Below are 21,991 nucleotides of genomic sequence, written 5' to 3'. Positions count from 1 at the left end.
GCCCGCGGGCGTTGTGGCTGCGCCCTGACGGCCGGCGGAACTCGCGCAGGGCGCGATCCGGCAAGCCATGGAATGCCGGCCGGCCGCCTTGCTCCGGACCCCCACCGGAGGGAGCATGAAGTGCGGGCGGAGCGGTGGTAGTTGCCCAACGTCGCGGGAACCGACCGCCTCTTGTAGAAGTCTACGAAGGGTCGGCGGGCGCTTTCATGTCTTCCACTCCTAGCTGGCTCCACTCCGGTGGCTGTGTACTCCTCCCACAAGTTGCAACGAAATAAAGCAGGTTGCGACGAAGTGAAGGATGAGTGACGTGGACTTCCTCCGGACTGCCACTTGCCACACGGAGGAAGTGCTGACCGCAAAGGCACAGCATCAGGGTGTGACGCCGATCGCGGACGGTACCAGGCACCAGGTACCAGGGTGATTGGTGGAGATCAGCCGCTTGTTGCCCCGCGTGCGGCCTCCCGTATGGGCAGAGCATTCGGGGAGTAGTCCCCAGTACTTTTCGAACAGGGAGTGACCGTGACCGCAAACACCCAGGAAACGAACATCCAGGAGCTCAAGCTCGTCTGGATGGAAGAGGCCATCAGGCTGGCCACCAACAGCGTGACGAACGGCGGCGGTCCGTTCGGCGCACTGGTCGCCAAAGACGGCGAAGTCGTCGCCATCGGCAACAACATGGTCACCGCGACGCTGGACCCGACGGCGCATGCCGAGGTGAGCGCGATGCGAGCCGCCTGCAAGGAGCTGGCTACCTTCTCGCTCGAGGGCTGCGTCCTGGTCACCTCGTGTGAGCCGTGTCCGATGTGTCTTTCCTCCGCGCTGTGGGCGCGATTCGACCGGATCATCTACGCCGCCGATCGGCACGATGCCGCAGTGGCCGGTTTCGACGACCGCAAGTTCTACGACCTGTTCGAGAAGAAGCCCGCGTCGATGTGGCCGATGCCGGTCGAGCGGCTGGATCTGCCGAACCGTACGGCGCCGTTCGACGCGTGGCTGGCCAAGTCCGACCGTATCGACTACTGACGAGGAGCTCTCGGGGAGAGCGAAGGAAGCACGCGGTCCTGGTCCTGGAGGCCCGTGTGGTTGGCGCGGTGACCGCCGTACCGCTGGCGGCCGTCCTGTGGTCGGTCCGGCAGGCGCTGCGCCGGGCCACCGCTTCCGGTCCGCCGGTCGCCGGGCGGCGTGGCGCACCGGCCCTGAAGCGGCGTACGGCCGCCCAGGGGCAGCCACTGACCGTGTGCTCCTCAGGGAACGGTCGCACCCGGCTCGGCGTCGCTCTCGGGGGCCACGACAGCGCGGGCGATCGGCATCCTGGACAGCATGAGCACCCCGGCCGCCACCAGGGCGACGCCGAGGACTTCGGGCAGCAGCCACCAGCCGGAGCGGACGTGCTCCTCGTACAGAACGATGCCGAGGGCGAGGCTCACGCCGGCATCGCCCAGAGTGAGCGCGGGCTGGGAGGCGACCAGGGGGCCGGCCTGCATGGCGTGCTCCAGCAGGAACAGCGCTCCGGCGCCCACCACCGCGAAGGCGTAGGTCTGCCAGGCGGTGAGGAAGGCCGTGATGCCACCGGCGTCCAGGATGTGCATGGATGCCTTCATGAGCGCCGCGGTGAGTGCGTACGCGATGGCGGTGGCCGCACCGAAACAGGCCGCCCGGGCCCCGCCCTCCGGGCGGCGGACCGCCGTCAGGACGAGCGCGACGACGATGCCGAGGCAGATGGCGAGCGCGACGATCCACCGGTCCAGCGGGACGTGCGTACGGTTGCCCGAGGGCGACGCGGCGGCGAGAGCGATGCCGAGTCCCGCCACCACGGCGGACACCGCGATCCAGCCGCGCACGGGCAGGTGGCGTTTCAGCAGGAGCGACGCGATGATCAGGGCCAGCGGCAGTTCGAGGACGAACAGGGGCTGAACGATCGTCAATGGTCCCGTCGCCAGGGCCACCGCCTGGCATACCGCCGCGGCGACGACGGCCAGGATGCCGGCCAGCCAGACGGGTCTGCGCAGCAGATCGAGCATCAGCCCGGCGCGCAGACCGTCGGATCGGGGCACGCTCAGCGCCGCTTTGCGCTGGAGCACCGTCGCCAGAGCGTTGCTGAGGGCCGCGCAGATCGCGAAGAGAATGGGCAGCAGCAGGTCGTCCACCGTAATCGGCCTCCGGCAGTGCGTTGTCGTCGCGGTCCGGACCGACGCTGGCGGCCCCTTTTCTGGCGTATTTTCCCTTCCGTGGCGATCCCTGACCGCCACGGCTCGCCTTGCGTACGCCGACAGGGCTGTTCGAGCGGTTCAACCGCCAAGGTCACCCCGGGCGGCGCCGCGACCTCGTCCCACTACGTGATCGAGGGTGTCAGGGGCGCGGGACAGACCGTGGGAGTGGGCCAGGGGACGTCGGTTTCGACGGGGACGGTGTAGTCGACGCCGGGGACGGAAAAGCCGTAGAGGCGGCGGACTTCGCCACTGAACCAGTCGAGGTCGGCGAGACCGGTGATGGTGCGGGTGGTGGCGGTGCTCCAGCGTTCGGCGACGGCGTTCTGTACGTCGGGGGCGAGTTCCCAGGTGTCGAGGCGGACCCGGCCCTCGTTGTCGAGGTCGAGGGGGCGGGCGCCGGTCAGCTGGTCCCACAGCTCAACCAGTTGACCGACCGGGGCCACCATGGCTTCGCCGAGGACGCCGCGCAGCAGCCCGGTGTACAGGGCGATGCCCGGGATGGCGGTGGAGGACTGGGTTACGGCGGCGGCGTTGACCGAGGTGACGGCCCGGCCGCGCACAGTCTTGCCGAGACGCTCGTCCAACGTGCGCGCGGTGGCTTCGAGATGGGCCTTCGCGGCGCCGATGCTGCCCTGCCGGTAGATCGCCGCCGTGAGGGGTGAGCCGATGTAGGACAGGGCAGCGGTGGTGAAGCCGTCGGCGAGCAGGGACCGGTCGGCCAGGAACGTGATCCACCGTTCCCAGTCGGTACCGCCCATCACCGCCACGGTCTGCTCGATGTCGTCGCCCTCGGCCGGCGCGGTGGTGACGTCCTTGACCTCCGGGGCGCCGTACTCGTCGAACACGAGCGTCTTGGTGGTGTACGGCGAGCCGACCGGCTTGAGGACCGAGCTGTACGTGGTGCCGGTGTCCGGGTCGGTGCGGCGAGGCGCGGCCACCGAGTAGATCAGGAAGTCGAGTCGTCCCCCGAACCGCTCGGCGAGGAGGTCGGCAACCTGCTCCTTCATCGCGTCACTGAACGCGTCGCCGTTGAGGAAGACCATGTCCCGCCCGTGCTCTCGGGCGAGCCGGGCGGTGGCGGCGGTGCGGTACCAGCCGGCCGTGCCGGTGCGGCGCGCGGGCGCCTTCTCGAAGCACACCCCGATGCCACGGATACCCACTCGGGCCAGGCCCGCGATCGTAGCGGCCAGGCCGTACCCGGCGGACGAGCCGATGACCAGCGCCACCGGCCCCTCTCCCTCGGCGGCCACCGGGGCGGGGACGGCCTGCCACTTCTCGTCCACCAGCTTTCGGCAGCCGCCAGGATGGGAGTCGAGGAACAGGAAGCCCCGGCTCTTGGGCGTAATGACGCGTGCGCTCACGGTGTGGTGTCCCAGATGTCGTCACGGGCAAGGGCGCGGCGGCCGCCTCGGCCACCCCGTCCCGCAAGTCTGCGGCGGTGCGCACGAACGCGGTGATCTTGACCGGCACAACGCTGTCCAGCCGGGCTTGGAGGGTTCCTACTGTCTCCGGCGGCGACGGCCGGCGGCACCTGGCGCACGCCGGGAGCACCACCACGCCACCGCCTCACGGTTCGCCCGTCGCGGCCGGTTGATCCGCTGCTCGTGTCAGGAATCCTCGTCCCGCTCGGAACGTTCCTGGGTAGGGTGATCCGGATGATCGAGGTTCGTCACGCCGGTCCGAACGACGGCCACGTGCTGGGTGAAATCCACGCCGCCGCCTGGGAGGTGGCGTACGCCCCCTTCTTCGAGCCGGAGTTCGCCGCGCGCGCTGTCCAGAGCAGGCGGACCCGATGGCACGAGCGGATCGCGGACGGGAGAGGGACGATCCTGCTCGCCGTCGTTGACGACCGCCCACTTGCGCTTTCCGTCTTCCTCCCGTCCGAGACCCGGCACGGTCTGGCTGAGATCTGTAGTTTCTACAGTCACCCGGACGGCTGGGGCAGCGGTGTCGCCGCCGCGCTGATGACCGGGACGCTGCGCCGTCTCCGCGAAGACGGATTCGCTCGCGTGCACCTGTGGACGCTGCGTGACACCCCGCAGTCCCGTCGCTTCTACACCAAGTGCGGTTTCACCGAGACCGGCGCCGCACGGGCCTTCGACTTCGGCGACGGCAACGCACTGGACCAGGTCGAATACGAGCGAGCCTGCTGATCCAGGAGCGCACACCCGGCCGAAGGCTTCTGCGCCGGGCAGCGTGCCGTCGTCCTTGGGCCGGGCACAGCCAGTCGCGGTCAGTCGGCCGCCACGGTGTTCAGCACTGAGCCGTCGAAATCGGCGGCGAGGTATCCGGACGAGTGGTATTCGTCGCTCAGGTAGACGTTGACCGTCGGCACGCTCTCGAATATGGGACCGCGGACGATGACGTAACGCATCGTCGGTTCGGTGATGCCGAGATCCTGGTCGGCTTTCCGGATGAGCGCCGGCAGCTTGTCCCAGTCCACCTTGCTGATGTCGATGGGGCCTGCGTCCGCGCCGATGGCAGTGCCTGCAGGGCCCTCTTCGGCGGCGTAGCCGTTCCGGTACACGAAGCGGTCGTACTTCGTCCGGCTGCCCCGGACCGGAACGCCGGCGATCGCGTACTCCTTGTAAACCGTGAACTCGAAGAACTTCGTCGTCCCTGTCTTGGCCTTGAGCGCCGCGATCGCCTCCCGCACACGATCGGGGGTGAGGAGGTTCTTCGTCTGCTTGGACGGCGGAAGGGACGCCTGTCCCGGCTGCCCGTCCCCCTTCCGCTCGGTTGTCTTCGGAGTGTCCGTACCGCCGGTGAGACCCGCCGTCGAGGTCGATTTCTCCTTCTGGTCACGGCTGAATCCGCTGAACAAACCGGTGTTGAGCGGAAGGGCGTTCAGCAGAGCCACCAGCGCTGCCGCGAGCACCGCAGCGGTCAGGACGGGTGCTGTCCACCGCCTTCGCCGTGGCTGGGGCGGGGCGGAGCGCGACGGGGTGTCGAAAACGGTGACCGGAGGTGGCGGAGGGCCGAAGCCGTACGGCGGGGCGGTCGAAGGAGGAGTGCCCGCAGGCCCGGCCGGCGTCGGGTGGGTGGCCGCGACACCGGGCCCGGTGGCAGCGCCGGGAGCCGCGGGCCGTGCGCGCAACACCGCGGTGGTCGAACGGCCGTCACCGACTCCGCGTCCGGCGTCGATGAACATCTGCTCCAGCCGTGACGCGTCCGGCCTGGCCGCGACGTCCCGCGTGAGCAGGGCGGTGAGCAGCACGGTGAGCGGCCCCGAGCGCACGGGCGGGGGTATCGGCTCGTCGAGGACCGCGACCAGGGTCGACAGGCTGGTCTCGCGCCTGAGCGGGTGGTGCCCCTCCAACGCGGTATAGAGCAGCATGCCGAGCGACCACAGGTCGGAGGCCGGGTTGCCTTCTTCGCCCCGGATGCGCTCGGGTGCGATGTACTCGGGGGAGCCGATGAGGTCACCGGTGGCGGTCAGGCTGGTCGACTCGCGCAGTACAGCGATACCGAAGTCCGTCAGGACGGGGCTGCCGTCGGGCCGCAGAAGGACGTTGGCGGGCTTCACGTCCCGGTGCTGGATGCCCGCACTGTGGGCGGCCCGGAGAGCGGACAGCACGCCGCGCCCCACGGCCAGTGCTTCCGGAACGCTCAACGGGCCCTGGGCCAGGCGGTCGTGCAGGGACTGCCCGGGAACCAGCTCCATGACGATCCACGGGTGGGGCCCGTCCGACGAATCCACGATGTGATGGATGGTGACCACATGCGGATGGGCGAGGCGGGCGAGCGCCCGGGCCTCTCGCAGCACGCGCTCGCTGAGCATGCGCGCCCGGGCCGGGTCCGCCTCCGACAGCGCGGGGTCGGGCGAACGTACTTCCTTCAATGCCACTTCACGGTGCAGCACGATGTCCCGGGCCCGCCACACGGTGCCCATACCGCCGCTGCCGAGTCTGCCGAGCAGTTCGAACCGGCCGTCGATCAGCCGTCTGCCGGCCTCCTTGGTGTTCATAGCGGCTCAGTTTACGAGCAGCGCGCCGCTCACGATCGGCCGTGGGCTGCCCAAGGGCTTTCGGCGGCTGTGCTGGTGTGCCAGGAGGTCCGACCGGCCTCCGGTCCCGCGATCAGCCGCGTTCGAAGCAGTGCGAGTGGCCGATGACGGCGAAGCCGCGGCGCTCGTACCAGTGCCGTGGCCAGTCCGCCGCATCGGCGGTCAGGAACCGGGCGCCGCAGTCCTCGTTCGCGGCGAGGCGCAAGGCGGTGGTGAGGACGGCATCGGCGTAACCGCGCCCGAGGTGGGCCTCCGAGGTGATCAGGTCCTCGATCTGCGCTGTGCCGGTTGCCGGGTCGAGGTAGAGGTCGGCCCATGAGGCGACCTCGCCGTCCGGCGTGCGGGCACCGATGAAGCGAACGATGCCGGCCCCGCGACGGCGGGCCTCGCGTCGGTCGACGAGGTGGCGTACGACCTCGTCGCCCACGTCCGGAAGGAGGTCCCGCCAGCGCCGGGTGAGGGGGACGCGTATCGCGTCGAGGTCCACCTCCTCAGCGGGTGCGCCGGCTGGCACCGGGCCGGTGTGCAGCATGACCAGGTAGGTGGAGTGGGCGTATCCGGCCCGGATCAGTGGCTCCGCACACGCCAGTGCGACTTCGTCGTCAAGGACGGAGATCAGTCGGTGAGGCAGATGCCCCAGTGCCTCCTCCGCGATGGCGGGCAGAGCCTCGCAGTCGACGCCCCCGTCGATGACCACCTGGTTGTTCGCGCGCGAATGCGCGAAGGCGTCGTCGTACACGGCGAACCCGCCCGGCAGGTCGACGACGCGGGCGGCCTGGCGGCGGGCGAAGGCCGAGAGGAAGGAGGTGATCCGCTGAAGCTCTGCGTTCGGCATGGCAGGAGCGTAGGCAGCCGTGAGGCATGGCCGCCCGCGAATAGTTCCAAGCTTGTACGACGCTGTGCGTGGCGAGTGGCTGCGCCGCGACGATCCGCTCGTACGGCGACCCGCGTGCGTCCGGCCACGGGAGCGGAAGGCGACGCACGTCAGCGCACGGCAGGCGGAGGCTGCAAGTGAGCCTCCGTCTGCCGTGCGCGCTGACGCGATCGCCGCGCCGCACGGTGCCGGATTGGGCAGAGGAGGCGCGTGGACGGCTACTTCGCGCGCTCCGCCGCCGACTCTGCCTGGGCGTCACCTCTGGCCAGGGCGCTCGGCCACCACGCCCGGGGGCCGATGTCGACCACCAGCGCCGGCACCAGCAGGGAGCGGACCACCAGGGTGTCCAGCAGCACGCCGAAGGCCACGATGAAGGCGATCTGTGCCAGGAAGGCCAGCGGGATCACCATCAGGGCCGCGAACGTCGCCGCCAGCACCACGCCCGCCGAGGTGATCACCCCGCCGGTCGTGGCGAGCCCGCGCAGGACACCCTGGCGGGTGCCGTGGGTGAGCGCCTCCTCCCGGACCCGCGACATCAGGAAGATGTTGTAGTCGACGCCGAGGGCCACCAGGAACACGAACCCGTAGAGCGGGACCGACGCATCGGTCCCGCTGAAGCCGAGGAGATGCTCGAAGACGAGCGCCGACACCCCCAGCGTCGCCAGGAAGTTGAGCGCGACCGTCGCCACCAGCAGCACGGGGACCAGCAGCGAGCGCAGCAGCAGCACGAGGATCAGCAGAATGACGACGAGCACGACAGGCACGATGACCGTCCGGTCACGGGCGGCCGTCTGCTGGGTGTCGTACTGCTGCGCCGTGTAGCCGCCGACCAGCGCGCCGGCGCCGCTCACCGCGTGCACCTTCTCGCGCAGCCGTTCAACGGTGTCCTTCGCGGCGTCACTGTCGGCGGCCGCTTCGAGAGTGGCGTCGATGCGCAACCGCCCGTCCACGACGAGCGGTTCGCCGGCGCCCGGCCGGCCTGACGCCGAAACGGCCGCGGTTGAGGCGACACCTTCCGTGCTCTCCGCCGCGGCCCTCACCGCCGCGGCACGTCCCGAGTCGGCGATGATGACTGCCGGGTTGCCCGAACCGGCCGGAAAGTGCTCGCCGAGGGTTTCCTGGGCGGTGACCGACGGGGCGTCGTTGACGAAGATCTCGTCGAGCGGGACGCCCTTGGAGGACAACGTCGGGGAGAGCGCGGCGAAGGCCGTCAGCACGAGGGCGGTGGTGACCCACACCCGCCGCGGCCGGCGGTCGACCAGGGCGGCGACGCGGTGCCATACGCCGCGCCCCTCCGCTCCGGCGTCCGACGGCTTCGGTCCGGCCGGCCAGTAGGCGGTACGGCCGAGCAGGGCCAGCACAGCCGGCAGGAACGTCAGGCTGGACAGCACGGCGCAGACGATGCCGATCGCGCCGACCGGCCCGAGCGCGCGATTGTTGGTGAGGTCGCTCGCGAGCAGGGCCAGCAGACCCAGCGCCACGGTGGCCGCGCTCGCCGTGATGGCACCGAGGGAACGGCGTACCGCGGCGAGGGCGGCGGTCGTACGGTCGGCTCGCGCGGCGAGTTCCTCGCGGAAGCGCGCGGCGAGCAGCAGGGCGTAGTCGGTGGCCGCCCCGATCACCAGGATGGACAGGATGCCCTGCACCTGGCCGTCCACCCGCACCAGGTCCCGGTCCGCCAGCGCGTAGACCACCGCACACGCCAGCCCGAGGGCGAAAACCGCCCCCAGGATGATGACGAACGGCAGCAGCGCGCTCCGGTAGACCAGCACCAGGATCAGCAGCACCGCGCCGAGCGCCACGCCCACCAGCAGCCCGTCGATGCCGGCGAACGCGTCGGACAGATCGGCCTGGCTCGCCGCCGGGCCCGCGATGCGCGCCACCGAGCCCGGCACGCCCTGTGCTGCCTCGCGTACCTCCTGGAGGACGACCGGCAGTTCCTCGCCCAGATCCGGTTCCAACTGGACGACGGCCTGCATCGCCGCGCCGTCCTTCGACACGAGCGCGGGCGAGGGCCGGCCGACGACCCCGGGCTGTCCGGCCAGCGCGCCGACCGCCTTCGTCGCGGCGGCCCGCTGCTCCCGGGTGACCGGGGGCCCGTCCACCGTCCACACGACGATGGCCGGCACCGTTTTCGCCTGGTCGAACGCCTCGCGGGCCTGGAGCACCCGGGTGGACTCCGCGCTGCGCGGCAGGAACGCGGCCTGGTCATTGGTGGCCACCTCGCCCAGCTTGCCGGCATACGGGCCGAGCGTCCCACCGACGCCCAGCCAAATGATCAGGAGCGCCACGGGTACCAGCCAACGGGCCCAGCGCGATGTGCTTCTCATGAGGTTCCCAAGCAACATAGGAAATTATCTCATCCATCAAGTATGTCAATGGTCGAGATACCTTATCCTGGTGAGATGAGCAGCACGGACACTCCCTCCCCCTCACTTCCCTCCGAGGACCCGATCGGGTTGCAGGAGTTCGCCGTGCTGTTGCGCCGCCTGAACGGCGAGTTCAATCGCATCGCCCAGGAGTTCGCCCAGTCGCAGGGCCTGCATCTCACGGACGTACAGGCGCTGATCGCGGTCCTCGACGGGGATCGTGACGACGACGGGCCCATGACGCCCGGCAGGCTGCGCAAGCAGCTCAACCTCACGTCGGGCGCCATGACCGCGTGCCTCGACCGCCTGGAGAAGGCCGGTCACATCCGACGGGTCAGAGCGGCCGACGACCGCCGGGTGGTGCACCTGCACTACGCCGAGGCGGCCAAGAAGGTGGCCCGGGACTACTTCTCGCCCCTCGCCCGGGGCACCGACGCCGCGCGTGGCCGTTTCACCCCCGACGAGCTGAGAGTGGTCGTCCGCTTCCTCGCCGAGATGAACCGGGAACTCTCCCTCCTGCGTCGGTGAGGAGCCGCGCGCATCGGCTGCTCCGCGCGACCGACTCGCCGCGCACCGCGGCCACTTGAGGCCCCCCGGCCGGGACCCTCGCCCCGTGTCCCGCGCACTGCAAGGGATTCCCCTCTTACTCCCCGGCGGGGCTGTCTGACATCTTGCGTCCACCCCCTACACGTTTCGTCCCCGGCGGCCCCATCGGCGTGCCGGGACTCGGAGGACGCATTGAGACGTCACATATTCAGCCGGCTCCAGGCCCCCGCGGTCGCCGCCGTCGCCCTCGGAGCCACCCTGGCCCTCGCGGCTCCCGCCGCGGCCGTCGCCACCGGGCCGCAGACCGCCGCCGCTTGGGCCGCCGGCACCCGCGCACATCTCGTGATCACCGCCCCCGGGGACACCAGCGCCGTACGGACGGCCGTCGCGGGCAACGGTGGCTCGGTCTTCGCCTCGTACGACGCGATCGGCGTGATCGTCGCCCACTCCGCCTCGGCCGGCTTCGCCTCGACCATGCGGAGCGTGACGGGAGTGCAGCAGGTCGGCGCGACGCGCACCTCGGACGTTCCGGCCGACGCGTACAACCCCGCGCTGCCGGCGAACCCGGCCCAGTCGCCGACCACGCTCACGGAGAGCCTGACCCGCTGGGACATGACCCAGATCAAGGCGGACCAGGCGTGGTCGGTGACGACCGGCTCCGCGTCGGTCAAGGTAGGCGTACTCGACACGGGCGTGGACGACCAGCACCAGGACATCGCCCCGAACTTCAACGCCGCCGACTCCGTCTCGTGCGCCTACGGCAAGGCGGACACCCGCGCCGGAGCCTGGCGTGACGTCGGTACGCACGGCACGCACGTCGCCGGTACGATCGCGGCCGCCAAGAACAGCAAGGGCGTCGTCGGGGTGGCGCCGGGGGTCAAGGTCTCCTCGGTCCGCATCGCCGAGCCGGGCAGCAGCCTGTTCTTCGCCGAGAACACGATCTGCGGTTTCATGTGGGCCGGTGACCACGGCTTCAAGGTCACCAACAACAGCTATTACACGGACCCGTGGCAGTTCAACTGCCCTGACAACGTGGACCAGGCCGCCATCATCGAGGGCGTCAAGCGCGCCCAGGAGTACGCGGAGCGCAAGGGTTCGCTCCAGGTCGCCGCGGCGGGCAACTCCAACCTCGACCTGGCGAACAAGACGGTCGACACCGAGAGCCCGAACGACTCCACGCCCGTCACCCGGACGATCACCAACGCCTGCCTCGACATCCCGACCGAGCTGCCGGGCGTCGTGACCGTCGCCGCGATGGGCAAGGGCAACGTGAAGGCGTCGTACTCCAACTTCGGCAACGGAGTCATCGACATCGCCGCACCCGGTGGTGACGGTGCGTCAGGTATCTACTCGACGCTTCCGGGCGGCAAGTACGGCAACATGAACGGTACGTCGATGGCCTCCCCGCACGTCGCGGGCGTCGCGGCACTCATGGCGAGCGTCAACCCGGCGGCCACCCCGGCCGACCTGCGCTCCAAGCTCGGCGTACAGGCGACCGACACGGCCTGCCCGTCGGACAGCCGCTGCACGGGTACGACCACGAAGAACGGCTTTTTCGGCGAGGGCCAGACCGATGCGCTCCAGGCCGTCGGCAGCACGCCCCCGCTCCCCGGCTCGTACTTCGAGAACACCGCGGACGTCACGATCGCGGACAACGCGACCGTCGACAGCCCCCTCACCGTCTCGGGCGTGACCGGCAACGCGCCGGCCACCCTCAAGGTGGGCGTGGACATCAAGCACACCTACCGCGGTGACCTGGTCGTCTCCCTCGTCGCGCCGGACGGGACGGTGTACCTCCTGGAGGACTTCGCCAACAGCGACGGCACGGACAACGTGGCCAAGACGTACACGGTGAACGCCTCTTCCGAAGCCGCGAACGGCACGTGGAAGCTCCGCGTCCGAGACATCGCGTCCCAGGACACGGGCAGGGTCGACGCCTGGAACCTGACCTTCTGAGTCCACCACCCCCATACCGCGCCGTTGCGCGCCCCGCACGACCGGGGCGCGCAACGGTGCATCCATCAAGAGGGCGGATCGCGTCAGTTGTGCAGACCGCCGTCCCCGTCGCCGGCCGCATCGCCCTGCGCCTCGCCGCCGCCAGCCTCGTCGGGTCCGCCGGCACCGCCGTCGTTCGCACCGTCGTCGCCCGGGACACCGGCGTCCGCCCCGCCATCTGCCCCGGCGTCCGCACCGGCGTTCGCCTCCGCGCCGCCGTTGTCCGCGACGCCGCCGTTGTCGTCGGCACCGGCGCCCGCATCGGCGCCCGCATCAGCACCGGCACCGGCGTTGTCACCGGCTCCGCCGTTCTCCTGAGCCCCGCCCGCACCGTTGTCGTCGCCGGCACCGCCGCCCGCGCCGTCACCGATCCGGGCACCGACCGCTTCGAGCGCCGTGGTGACCGGCTGGAAGAACGTCTCGCCGCCCGCCGTGCAGTTCCCGCTGCCGCCCGACGTGAGGCCGATCGCGCTGCCGTCGGCTGTGAAGAGCGCCCCGCCGCTGTCGCCGGGTTCGGCGCACACGTTGGTCTGGATGAGGCCCGTCACCGTGCCCTCCGGGTAGTTCACCGTGGCGTCGAGGCCGGTGACCTGGCCGTCGCTGAGGCCCGTCGTACTGCCCATCCGGATGACGTCCTGGCCGACCGCCGCGTCGGCGGCCCGGGCGATCGCCACCGTCTGCCCGTCGCCGGTGTCGACCTCGCTCGGGGCCTCGGTGGCGGGGTCGTCGTACGTCACGAGCGCGAAGTCGCCCGCGCCGGGGAACACCGCTTCCTGGACGGTGCCGACCGGCGCGCCGCCGGCAGCCTCCGACCACTGCTCGGCCGCCACACCGCAGTGTCCGGCGGTCAGGAAGCCGGGACTGCCGTCATTGGTGGTCACGTTGAAGCCGAGGGAGCAGCGCGCGCCGCCGCCGAAGATGGCGTCGCCGCCTTCGAGGAACGTCTTGAACTCGCCCTCGGACTTCTGGATCCGGGCCATACCCGGGCCGAGGTTCTTCACCGCCGCTTCGAGCCTGTCCCAGCGCTCACCGGTGACGGTTCGGTCTGCCGTGACGAGGACCTGGTTGTTTCTCGGGTCGATGGCCCACGACGTGCCCACGACGGTGGCCTTGCGGGACAGTGTGCTCTTGGCCGCGCTCAGCTCGCTCGCGCTGTTGTCCACGCTCCTCGGCACCGCGCCGGCCTTCTTGACCTGCACCTCGATCTCGTTGTTGTCGCCCACGACGTTCACGACAAGCTGCTGCTTGCCGGCGTCGTAGTAGGCGCCGCCGTAGGACTCACCGAGCTGCCCGCCGAGCTGCTGGAGCAGCTCCGCCGCGGAGGCCGCGCTCATCCGCCGGGGGGCCGACGCGTCGGAAGCGGCCCCGTCCTGACCGGCGTAGGCCTGCGGAAGCAGGACGGCGGCCGCGGCAACGCCGACCGCCCCCGCTCCCGCCAGAACGGCCTTTCGCTTGGTTATTCGCCTGTGACTCAACTCGCCGCCTCCTGTAGGGGGGTACGGAGCCGGTTGCCGATGGGCAGCCGGGGGACGCGTCCGCCTCTTGATACGCACGAGGCGCGTGTTGTTCTCATCGCGCGCGCACATTCGAGCTGACGGCCCGCCACGGACGCGTACGGAGAAGCCCGGTGAGGACGGGTTGACCTCAAGTCCGATTGAGGTCCTAACGTCACGCCCATGGACATGGAAGTCACCGCTTGGACATCGCTGCACAACGCGATCAACGCCAGTCAGGACCGCAGGCCGGTCTCCCGCACCACTCTGCGCCGCATCGTCGGGTTCGCCCGGCCGCATCACCGGCAGCTCTACCGCTTCCTGCTGCTCAGTGTGGTGACCGCCCTCCTCGCGGTGGCCACGCCGGTGCTCGCGGGACGCGTCGTCGGCGCGATCGTCCGGGGCCGCGATGAGGGAACGGTCACCCGGATCGCCCTGCTCATCGCGGTCATCGCCGTCGCCGAGGCAGGGCTCGGCCTGCTGACCCGCCGGCTCTCGGCCACCCTCGGGGAGGGGCTGATCCTCGACCTCCGCACGGCGGTCTTCGACCACGTCCAGCGGATGCCGGTCGCCTTCTTCACCCGCACCCGGACCGGTGCGCTCGTCAGCCGTCTCAACAACGACGTCATCGGGGCCCAGCGCGCCTTCAGCAACACCCTCTCCGGTGTCGTGTCCAACCTCGTCACCCTGCTGCTGACCCTCGCCGTCATGCTCAGCATCTCGTGGCAGATCACCCTGCTCGCCCTCGTCCTGCTGCCGGTGTTCGTCGTGCCCGCCCGCCGGATGGGCGCACGCATGGCGACGCTCCAGCGCGAGGCCGCCCACCACAACGCCGCCATGGGCACCCAGATGACCGAACGCTTCTCCGCCCCCGGCGCGACCCTCGTCAAGCTCTTCGGCCGCCCGGCCGACGAGTCCGCCGAATTCGCCGCCCGCGCCCGCCGCGTGCGCGACATCGGTATCCGTACCGCCATGGCGCAGTCCACCTTCATCACCGCGCTCACCCTGGTCTCCGCCCTGGCGCTGGCCCTCGTCTACGGACTCGGCGGCTTCTACGCCCTGCGCGGCAGCCTCGACCCCGGAGCCGTCGTCGCACTCGCCCTGCTCCTCACCCGGCTCTACGCCCCGCTCACCGCACTCGCCGGCGCACGCGTCGAGGTGATGAGCGCACTCGTGAGCTTCGAGCGGGTCTTCGAAATCCTTGATCTGCGCCCGCTGATCGCCGAGAAGCCGGACGCCCGGCGGGTGCCGGACGGACCGGTGTCCGTCGAGTTCGACCGGGTCTCCTTCGGCTACCCGTCGGCGGACAAGGTCTCCCTGGCCTCCCTGGAGGACGTAGCGACCCTCGACTCGCGCGGCGGCACACAGGTCCTGCACGACGTCTCGTTCCGCGCCGAACCCGGCCACATGGTCGCCCTCGTCGGCTCCTCCGGCGCGGGCAAGTCCACGATCGCGCAGCTCCTGCCGCGCCTGTACGACGCCGACTCCGGCTCCGTACGGCTGAACGGCGTCGACGTACGCGACCTGAGCGCCGACTCGGTCCGCGAGACCCTCGGCATGGTCACCCAGGACGGGCACCTCTTCCACGAATCCGTACGCGCCAACCTGCTCCTCGCCCGCCCCGACGCCACCGAGGACGACATCTGGGACGCCCTGCGCCGCTCCCGCCTGGACGGTCTCGTGGCCTCGCTGCCCGACGGCCTGGACACGATCGTGGGGGAACGCGGCTACCGGCTCTCCGGCGGCGAGCGGCAGCGCCTCACCATCGCCCGCCTGCTGCTGGCGCGCCAGCGCGTCGTCATCCTCGACGAGGCGACCGCGCACCTCGACTCCACGTCGGAGGCGGCAGTACAGGAGGCACTGGCCGAGGCGCTGGAAGGACGCACCGCCGTGGTGATCGCCCACCGCCTGTCGACCGTACGGGCCGCCGACCTGATCCTGGTCGTCGAGGACGGCCGGGTCGTCGAACGCGGGACGCACACCGAGCTGCTGGCTGCGGGCGGCCGTTACGAGGAGCTGCACCGCACCCAGTTCGAACGTCCGGGCACGCAAGAGCCGCAGGCGAGGCAGGGCGCCCCCGCAATGCCCTGAACCCCACCGGCCCGGCGTGACCAAACCGGCCCGGCCCGTGGGCAACCACCGACCCCCTCCACACCGTCCCTCCTCGGATGGATCTTTTCGGGCACGCATGCGGTGGAGCGGCGTGGAGGGGTGGGGGCAGCGAATGAACAGGCCGCTGAGGCGCGTGGCGATCTTCTGTGGGTTGCTGATACTGGCCCTGCTCCTGCGGATCAACTGGGTCCAGTTCGTCCAGGGGGAAACGCTCGCCAACCACGAGAACAACCGGCGGGTGAAGATCGCCCGGTTCGCCGAACCGCGCGGGGACATCATCGTCGCGGGACAGCCGGTCACCGGCTCGAAGGAAGTAGCCGGCCAGGACTACAAGTACAAGCGGACCTTCACGGACGGGCCGATGTACGCCCCGGTCACCGGTTACGCCTCACAGGCCCAGGGGATGTCGCTGCTGGAGAAGACGTACGACTCGATCCTGAGCGGCCAGGACGACCGGTTCGCGTTCAAGCGGGCGCGGAACGTCCTGACCGGGGATCCGCTGCGCGGAGGGTCCGTAGTCACCACCATCGACCCCAAGGCGCAGAAGGCCGCCTACAAGGGGCTGACGGATCTCGGGGCCAGGGGCGCGGTGGTCGCGCTCGAACCCGGCACCGGCAAGGTGCTCGCCCTGGCGTCGGCTCCCTCGTACGACCCCTCCGTGTTCGCCGGGATGACGTTCAAGGAGAGCGACAGGTTCCAGGCGCTCGTCGCCGACAAGAGCAAGCCGCTGGCGAACCGGGCGCTGCGCGAGACGTTCCCGCCCGGCTCCACCTTCAAGATCCTCACCGCTGCCGCGGCGCTGGAGCACGGCGTGGTCACCGACGTGGACGCGCCGTCCGGCGCCCCGTCCCCGTACCCCCTGCCGCTCTCCACCTCCAAGATCGGCAGCGAGGCCGGCGACGCGGTGTGCGCCAAGGCCTCGCTGAAGACCGCCATGCAGTTCTCCTGCAACAACGTCTTCCTCGACGCAGCGTCCAGGCTGGGCCCGGAAAAGATGCGGGAGACGGCGGAGAAGTTCGGCTTCAACGCGGACGTGTACTCCGAGGACTTCGGCGACATGCTGGCGTACAAGAGCCTCTACCCCGACCGGCTCGACAAGCCGGGGACCGCGCTGACCGGAATGGGCCAGGGCAGCCTGACGAGCACCCCCATGCAGATGGCCATGGTGACAGCGGCCATCGCCAACGACGGCGAGCTGATGCAGCCGTACATCGTCGACAAGCTGGTCGACCCCGAACTCTCGCCGGTCGAGGAGCACGAGCCGAAGCTGAAGAGCCGGGCGGTCTCCGAGGAGACCGCCAGGAGCGTGCGGGAGATGATGGAGTTCACCGCGCGTGAAGGCAGCGCGAAGGGGGCCCTGATCGACGGGATCACCGTCGGCGGGAAGACCGGAACGGCGCAGCGCGGCGTCGACGTCGACGACGAGGTGCCGTACGGCTGGTTCGTCTCGTACGGGAAGAACGCCGACGGAGCCTCGGTGGCGGTGGCGGTCTTCATCGACCCGACCGACATGGACATCTCGCGCGCCGACATCTCCGGCGGCAGGCTCGGTTCCCCGATCGCCAGGCAGGTCATGCGGGCCGTCCTCGTCAAGTGATCCCTCGTGCGGACCCGAATTGCGGTCTCACGGGTAACGGCTTCCCCGTCCATCTCACTGACATGGCGGAATTATTGACTTCTATTCATTTGAAAACACCCCTCGTTCGATTTGAAGATCACCATGCTAATGTCGGAAGACTGAATCGCTGAATTGCGGGGGGTCCGATGCTCCAGTTACGTGATCGCCTGAGCGCGGCCCGGGGCACCAAAGCGATCAACTTCAAGCACGTCCTCCTCTCCGTCATGATCAAGAGCGACAGCCAGGCCGATTTGGCCCGGCGCACCGGACTCGCTCAGTCCACCGTTTCGAACATCGTCCGGGAGTTACAGACGGCCGACGTCCTGGTCTCGGAGCCCGGGCGCGGGGCGAGGGTCTGCCTCGCCCCCACGCGCAACGTCGCGGTCGGCGTCCACCTCGGCTTCAACCAGGCGACCGTCGTGGCCCGGCGGGTCGACCGCCCCGTCACCGAGACGCACTGGGAGCACGTGGGGAGCGGCGCGAACCGGGGCCTGGGCGAGATCATGCCCTCCCTGAAGCAGGCCGTACGGGAGGCGGTCGCCAAGACCGGCCGTGAACTGGAGGACGTCGTGTCCCTCGGTGTGGCGGTGCCGAGGATGGTCGACCCCCGGACCGGCAGGTTCCGTACGCCCGTGCTGCCCCCGTGGAGCGAAGGGGACGCTCCGTCGGACGACCTGGGGGAGTGGCTGCGCGTCCAGGGCGCCCTCGACAACGACGCCAACCTCGGTGCGCTCGCGGAGCAGACGTACGGCACGGACGGCCACTGCGAGATCGTCGTCTACGTCAAGGGCTCCACCGGCATCGGCGCCGGGCTCGTCATCAGCAGCAACCCCATTCGCGGGCACGGAATGGCCGGCGAGATCGGTCATCTCGTGCTCGACCCGGACGGCATGGTCTGCCGCTGCGGCGGGCGCGGCTGTCTGGAGACGATCATCGGTGCCGACGCGCTCGTCCGTCAGGCCCGCGAGGCACTGGCCGGCAGCGTGGCCGATGTACCGTACTCCCTCGCCTCGCTGATCGAACGGGCGCAGTCGGGCGACGCGGTGTGCGAGCGGGTGGTGCGGGACGCCGGACGGGTGCTCGGCCGGGCCCTCGCGCTGGTCTGCAACCTCCTCAACCCGGACTTGATCGTCCTGGGCGGGCAGCTCGCCGCCGCGCAGAACCTGGTGCTGGAGCCCTGCCGGGAGTCCCTCGCACGCTACGGACTGCGGGGTGCGGTGGGGCCGCACAGTGAATTCGCCCTCAAGCTGAGTTCGATGAATCCGCTGTCCGAGGCGCAAGGGGCACTGGTGCTCGGTCTGACCTCCTTGCGAAGGACGGACGTGGAGAAGGACTGAGCGGGAATTGAAGCTCGGCGCCTGTTCCGTACGGCGCACAGCGACGAGCTGAACTCCGCGCCCGCACCGTCGGTCCACAGCTCTGCGAATTGACGCCGCGGTGTGTTGCGGGGGAGGGGCGCGAGTCTCCGCGTCGAGGCCCTCACCTCGTCGAGCACCTGTCGTCGCGCGTGGACAACGGCCGCTCACGCCTGCCATGGTGGCCGCACGCCAGGGGTGCGAAAACCCCGTGTGCGGCTAAAGTCGAATAGCAGACTCTGTCCGAACGTGTTCGTTCATGCAATTGCATGCGCCTTTTGAGTCAACATCAGGTGGATATATGACCTTGCTGAGAAAATACGCCGAACGGTCGGTGGCCCGGCCCTCTGTTTCCGATACTGCTGCTCAGGAACATGGCGCCGCGGCGGAACCCGACCGCGACGACTCTTACGCCTCCCCGGTCGTGGTTGATCTCGGTCATGTCCGGGAGGTGACTCTCGGAAGCTCCAGCAGTGGCACCGCCGACGCCAACTCCCATTACTACTGGTGAGGGACGTGACCGCACCCGACCACAGCACCGACGGGCGGCTCCACCCGGACTTCACCGGCTGCTTCCCGCTTCTCACCGGCTCGTCCGCCCCCCTCACGGACGTGACCGGTCACTGGCGGGAAGGCGAACTGCGCAGTTTCCGGGGCGCGGGCGGCACTGTCATCACCGTCGGGCAGTGTCTCGCCGAGGAGCGGCAGTTCGCGGCTGACGCCGAGCGGGCGCTCGCCACGGACCGGCTCACGCCCCTGACCCGGTGGGCGGGCAGCTACCTCTGCATCGTCGTACGCCCCGGAGATCTCACGGCCTTCGCCGACCTGGCCGGGCAGTACCCGTTGTACTACCGGCGTCGCCCGGGCCGCACCTGGATCGGTTCGCGGCCGAAGGACGTAGCGGTCGCGGCCGGCGGCGGCTGCTGCCCGGACCCACAGGTCCTCGCCGCGCACATCTTCTGCCCCGGCATACCCCTGCTGCCCGGGAACCGGTCCGTGGTGGCCGGTGTCGAGCGGCTGGGCGGCGGGCACGCCTTGCGGATCACCGCCGACGGCGCGGCCGTCCAGTGGGAGTACGAGACTCTCCAGCCCCCACCTGAGGCATCAGCGGCGACCGCGGCCGAGGCGCTCGGAGCGGCCCTCGAAGATTCGGTGCGCCTGCGCGCCGCGCGGGCCCGGACCCTGACAGCCGACTTCAGCGGCGGACTCGATTCCACTTCTGTGGCCTTCCTGTCGCTGCGCCACCGGACGGACCCGTTACCCGTTTTCACCTATCACCGGGCGGACACGTCCTGCGACGACCTGGAGTACGCCCGCGACTACGCCCGGCTCGACGAACGGCTCCGTCTCGAAGTCGTGACGGGGACGACCGCCGACACCCTGCCCTACCAGGGCCTGTACGACGCGGAATGCGACGGGGAGCCCAACCCCGCAGCGGTGGGCGCGGCCCGTACGCGGCTCCGCCTGGAACGCATCGCCCAGCACGGTTGTGACGTCCACCTCGGCGGCGAGGGCGGCGACGCACTCCTCAGCCCGCCGCCCTCCTACCTGGCGGGCCTCGCCCGGCCGGGCGGGCTGCGCAGGCTGCTCCGGGACGCGCACGTGCTGGCGAGAGCGCGCCACACCTCGCCCCTCCGCGTCGCGGGCAGGGCTGCCCGACTGGCGCGCACTCCGCCGGCAACAGCCCTGCGGCAGACGGCCGAACGCCTGGAGTCACCGGGGGCGCACGACCCGCACTGGCTGGACACGCTGAGCTGGTGGGTCCCTCCGGGCCCCGAAGCGGCTTGGCTCACGGCCTCCGCACGCGGGGAACTCGCCGAACTCGCCCGTACGGGGGCCGCCGGGCGACGGCCGCGAGGACGGCGGACGGACGACGGCCCGCCGGACCTCCGCACAACCCTCCACGAGTTGCGTACGTCAGCCTCGGCGCAGCGCCAACTCGCGTGTGCGGCAGCGCCCTTCGGGATCTGGCCGCAGGCCCCCTTCCTCGACAACGACGTCGTCCGGGCCTGCCTGCTGCTGCCCGCCCACCGCCGCTGCGAGCCCCCGGCCTTCAAACCGCTGCTCGGTTCGGCACTGGCGGGCGCCGTCCCCGCCCCCGTGCTGGCCCGGCGGACGAAGGGCGACTACTCCGACGAGGACTACCAGGGTGCCCGGCTCGCCGCAGGGACGCTGCGGGACATCATCCGTACGTCCCGCCTGGCCGCCCTCGACGTCATCGACCCGCGCGCCGTCGCGGCCTCTCTGGAACGCGCCCTGATGGGGCTGCGCGCCCCCTTCCCCGCCCTGAACCGCTTCCTCGGCGTCGAGTTGTGGCTGAGGGACACGTCATGGCCAGGCGACTCGCAGTACGGAGGCAGCTCGTGACCGAGCTCCGGATTCCCCAGCACGTCCACGCCGGCGAGGCACCGCACGGCGGGACCGTGCTCTTCAACGCCCGGTCCGGGCAGTGGTACGCGATGAACGGCACGGCACGCGACCTCTGGGAGGAGTGGCGACGCACCGGCGATTTCGACACCGGCGTACAGACGGTCGCCGACCGATTCCCGGGGGTGCGGTACGACCACGTACGGCTGGACGCCGAACGGCTCGCCGACGACCTGGTCGAACGCGGCCTCGTGGCCGCCGAGATGGACCGGACCCCTGTCGCGGGTGCGGCCCCGGACACGGGCGCGGCCCCGGACGCGAGGAAGGAGAGCGGGTGCGCGCCGCCGGACTGCGCGCCGTCGGCCGACGGCGTCCGGTGGCTCAGGACGGCCGGGTGGCTCGGGCTGTGCCTCGCGCTGGTGCTGCTGCGGCTTCCCTTCCGCGTTCCCGTGCTCGCCGTGGACGCACTGAAGCGGCCGCGGGCACGCCTGCGTCCGGCCACGATGCGCCAGGCCGAGGCGATGCTCGCGGTCGTCCGGCGGGCCGCGGACGGGTATCCGGGGCGAGCCGCCTGCCTGGAGCACTCGCTCGGCACGGTGCTGGGGCTCGCGCTCGCCGGGCTCACGGCCGACTGGTGCCTCGGCAGTGCCGACGACCCGTACCGGTTCCACGCCTGGGTGGAGATCGACGGCGAGACCGTCACGCATCACGAAGCCGACGACCGCGTCTCGTTCCGACGAGTGCTGGTGCTCTGAGCACCCTGCGGCGCGCCCGGCGCTTCAGAATGAAGGCCGGCCCTCGTCCTGGTTCAGTTCGTTGTTCAATTTCTGCTCCAACCCCCGCGGATATCATTCCCAAGCCGATCGTGTGCGCGCTCCCACGAGTGGCTGACGGAGGGGGGTATATGAAAGCTTGCTTCAAATTATCCGACGTCGGAGGATACGGGGACTGCCTACCGATCGGTTTCACACTAATGCGTGGGCGAGGCTTTCCCCGGAGTGCGCGGAGCGCTATGCTCAACACACGCACAAAAAGACTTGAGGGGC

The 21,991-nt window shown here is 70.4% G+C and carries 16 protein-coding genes; 10 read left to right on the top strand and 6 right to left on the bottom strand.

Translation table 11 applies throughout. The annotated features are described in order from the left end of the window. Positions 1-519: 519 nt before the first annotated feature. Entirely contained in the window at positions 520-1,023 is a 504-nt protein-coding gene (locus AS594_RS03235; RefSeq protein WP_069930240.1) for a nucleoside deaminase, read from the top strand. A 221-nt stretch (positions 1,024-1,244) separates the two neighbouring features. On the opposite strand, the gene AS594_RS03230 is transcribed toward AS594_RS03235, so the two are convergent. Beyond that, complete coding sequence (locus tag AS594_RS03230) at positions 1,245-2,147, bottom strand: DMT family transporter (protein ID WP_069925557.1); 903 nt, start codon at positions 2,145-2,147, stop codon at positions 1,245-1,247. Between the two features lie 185 nt (positions 2,148-2,332). Further along, on the bottom strand, positions 2,333-3,571 hold the full coding sequence (gene fabV, locus AS594_RS03225; RefSeq protein ID WP_069925556.1) for an enoyl-[acyl-carrier-protein] reductase FabV: 1,239 nt from the start codon (positions 3,569-3,571) through the stop codon (positions 2,333-2,335). Positions 3,572-3,865: 294 nt separating this feature from the next. On the opposite strand from fabV, the gene AS594_RS03220 reads away from it, so the two are divergent. Further along, positions 3,866-4,363, top strand: a complete 498-nt coding sequence (locus AS594_RS03220) for a GNAT family N-acetyltransferase (protein ID WP_069930239.1) — start codon at positions 3,866-3,868, stop codon at positions 4,361-4,363. Between the two features lie 80 nt (positions 4,364-4,443). On the opposite strand, the gene AS594_RS03215 is transcribed toward AS594_RS03220, so the two are convergent. The 3 genes from AS594_RS03215 to AS594_RS03205 form a co-directional block, all read right to left on the bottom strand. Next, positions 4,444-6,177 carry a serine/threonine-protein kinase gene (locus AS594_RS03215; protein WP_176742725.1) on the bottom strand — a complete coding sequence of 578 codons (1,734 nt, stop codon included), beginning with the start codon at positions 6,175-6,177 and terminating at the stop codon, positions 4,444-4,446. 112 nt (positions 6,178-6,289) lie between these two features. After that, the gene (locus AS594_RS03210; RefSeq protein ID WP_069925555.1) at positions 6,290-7,051 is read right to left on the bottom strand and encodes a GNAT family N-acetyltransferase; all 762 of its coding nucleotides are present in this window, start codon (positions 7,049-7,051) and stop codon (positions 6,290-6,292) included. A gap of 257 nt (positions 7,052-7,308) precedes the next feature. Beyond that, a complete protein-coding gene (locus AS594_RS03205) occupies positions 7,309-9,420 on the bottom strand; it encodes an MMPL family transporter (protein WP_069925554.1) in 2,112 nt (703 codons plus the stop codon). Between the two features lie 75 nt (positions 9,421-9,495). Here AS594_RS03205 and AS594_RS03200 point away from each other — a divergent pair, with 75 nt between their 5' ends. Both AS594_RS03200 and AS594_RS03195 read left to right on the top strand, forming a co-directional pair. Beyond that, complete coding sequence (locus AS594_RS03200; protein ID WP_069930237.1) at positions 9,496-9,987, top strand: MarR family winged helix-turn-helix transcriptional regulator; 492 nt, start codon at positions 9,496-9,498, stop codon at positions 9,985-9,987. Between the two features lie 210 nt (positions 9,988-10,197). Next, entirely contained in the window at positions 10,198-11,961 is a 1,764-nt protein-coding gene (locus AS594_RS03195) for a S8 family peptidase (protein WP_079148309.1), read from the top strand. An 83-nt stretch (positions 11,962-12,044) separates the two neighbouring features. On the opposite strand, the gene AS594_RS03190 is transcribed toward AS594_RS03195, so the two are convergent. Then, complete coding sequence (locus AS594_RS03190; RefSeq protein ID WP_079148310.1) at positions 12,045-13,475, bottom strand: S1 family peptidase; 1,431 nt, start codon at positions 13,473-13,475, stop codon at positions 12,045-12,047. A 201-nt stretch (positions 13,476-13,676) separates the two neighbouring features. Between AS594_RS03190 and AS594_RS03185 the strand changes: the two genes are divergently transcribed. The 6 genes from AS594_RS03185 to AS594_RS40800 all read left to right on the top strand — a co-directional run bounded on the left by AS594_RS03185 (position 13,677) and on the right by AS594_RS40800 (position 21,700). After that, positions 13,677-15,584: an ABC transporter ATP-binding protein gene (locus tag AS594_RS03185; RefSeq protein WP_069925553.1), complete on the top strand. Its 1,908-nt coding sequence runs from the start codon at positions 13,677-13,679 to the stop codon at positions 15,582-15,584. A 133-nt stretch (positions 15,585-15,717) separates the two neighbouring features. Continuing rightward, on the top strand, positions 15,718-17,202 hold the full coding sequence (locus AS594_RS03180) for a peptidoglycan D,D-transpeptidase FtsI family protein (RefSeq protein ID WP_069925552.1): 1,485 nt from the start codon (positions 15,718-15,720) through the stop codon (positions 17,200-17,202). A 167-nt stretch (positions 17,203-17,369) separates the two neighbouring features. After that, the gene (locus AS594_RS03175) at positions 17,370-18,560 is read left to right on the top strand and encodes an ROK family transcriptional regulator (RefSeq protein ID WP_069925551.1); all 1,191 of its coding nucleotides are present in this window, start codon (positions 17,370-17,372) and stop codon (positions 18,558-18,560) included. Positions 18,561-18,879: 319 nt separating this feature from the next. Next, positions 18,880-19,089, top strand: a complete 210-nt coding sequence (locus AS594_RS42790) for a lasso RiPP family leader peptide-containing protein (protein ID WP_107357990.1) — start codon at positions 18,880-18,882, stop codon at positions 19,087-19,089. Between the two features lie 5 nt (positions 19,090-19,094). Further along, on the top strand, positions 19,095-20,945 hold the full coding sequence (locus AS594_RS03170; protein ID WP_069925550.1) for an albusnodin/ikarugamycin family macrolactam cyclase: 1,851 nt from the start codon (positions 19,095-19,097) through the stop codon (positions 20,943-20,945). Next, entirely contained in the window at positions 20,942-21,700 is a 759-nt protein-coding gene (locus AS594_RS40800) for a lasso peptide biosynthesis B2 protein (RefSeq protein ID WP_079148312.1), read from the top strand. The genes AS594_RS03170 and AS594_RS40800 overlap by 4 nt, the downstream gene beginning before the upstream one ends. Positions 21,701-21,991: the final 291 nt, after the last annotated feature.

This window comes from Streptomyces agglomeratus (assembly GCF_001746415.1).
GTDB lineage: Bacteria > Actinomycetota > Actinomycetes > Streptomycetales > Streptomycetaceae > Streptomyces > Streptomyces agglomeratus.
This window is presented reverse-complemented; position numbering and strand designations above follow the sequence as displayed.

Coding starts and splice junctions, on each gene's coding strand:
- AS594_RS03220 (WP_069930239.1), top strand. CDS start 3,866: ATGATCGAGGTTCGTCACGCCGGTCCGAACGACGGCCACGTGCTGGGT.
- AS594_RS03215 (WP_176742725.1), bottom strand. CDS start 6,177: ATGAACACCAAGGAGGCCGGCAGACGGCTGATCGACGGCCGGTTCGAA.
- AS594_RS03210 (WP_069925555.1), bottom strand. CDS start 7,051: ATGCCGAACGCAGAGCTTCAGCGGATCACCTCCTTCCTCTCGGCCTTC.
- AS594_RS03205 (WP_069925554.1), bottom strand. CDS start 9,420: ATGAGAAGCACATCGCGCTGGGCCCGTTGGCTGGTACCCGTGGCGCTC.
- AS594_RS03200 (WP_069930237.1), top strand. CDS start 9,496: ATGAGCAGCACGGACACTCCCTCCCCCTCACTTCCCTCCGAGGACCCG.
- AS594_RS03185 (WP_069925553.1), top strand. CDS start 13,677: ATGGACATGGAAGTCACCGCTTGGACATCGCTGCACAACGCGATCAAC.
- AS594_RS03180 (WP_069925552.1), top strand. CDS start 15,718: ATGAACAGGCCGCTGAGGCGCGTGGCGATCTTCTGTGGGTTGCTGATA.
- AS594_RS03175 (WP_069925551.1), top strand. CDS start 17,370: ATGCTCCAGTTACGTGATCGCCTGAGCGCGGCCCGGGGCACCAAAGCG.
- AS594_RS42790 (WP_107357990.1), top strand. CDS start 18,880: ATGACCTTGCTGAGAAAATACGCCGAACGGTCGGTGGCCCGGCCCTCT.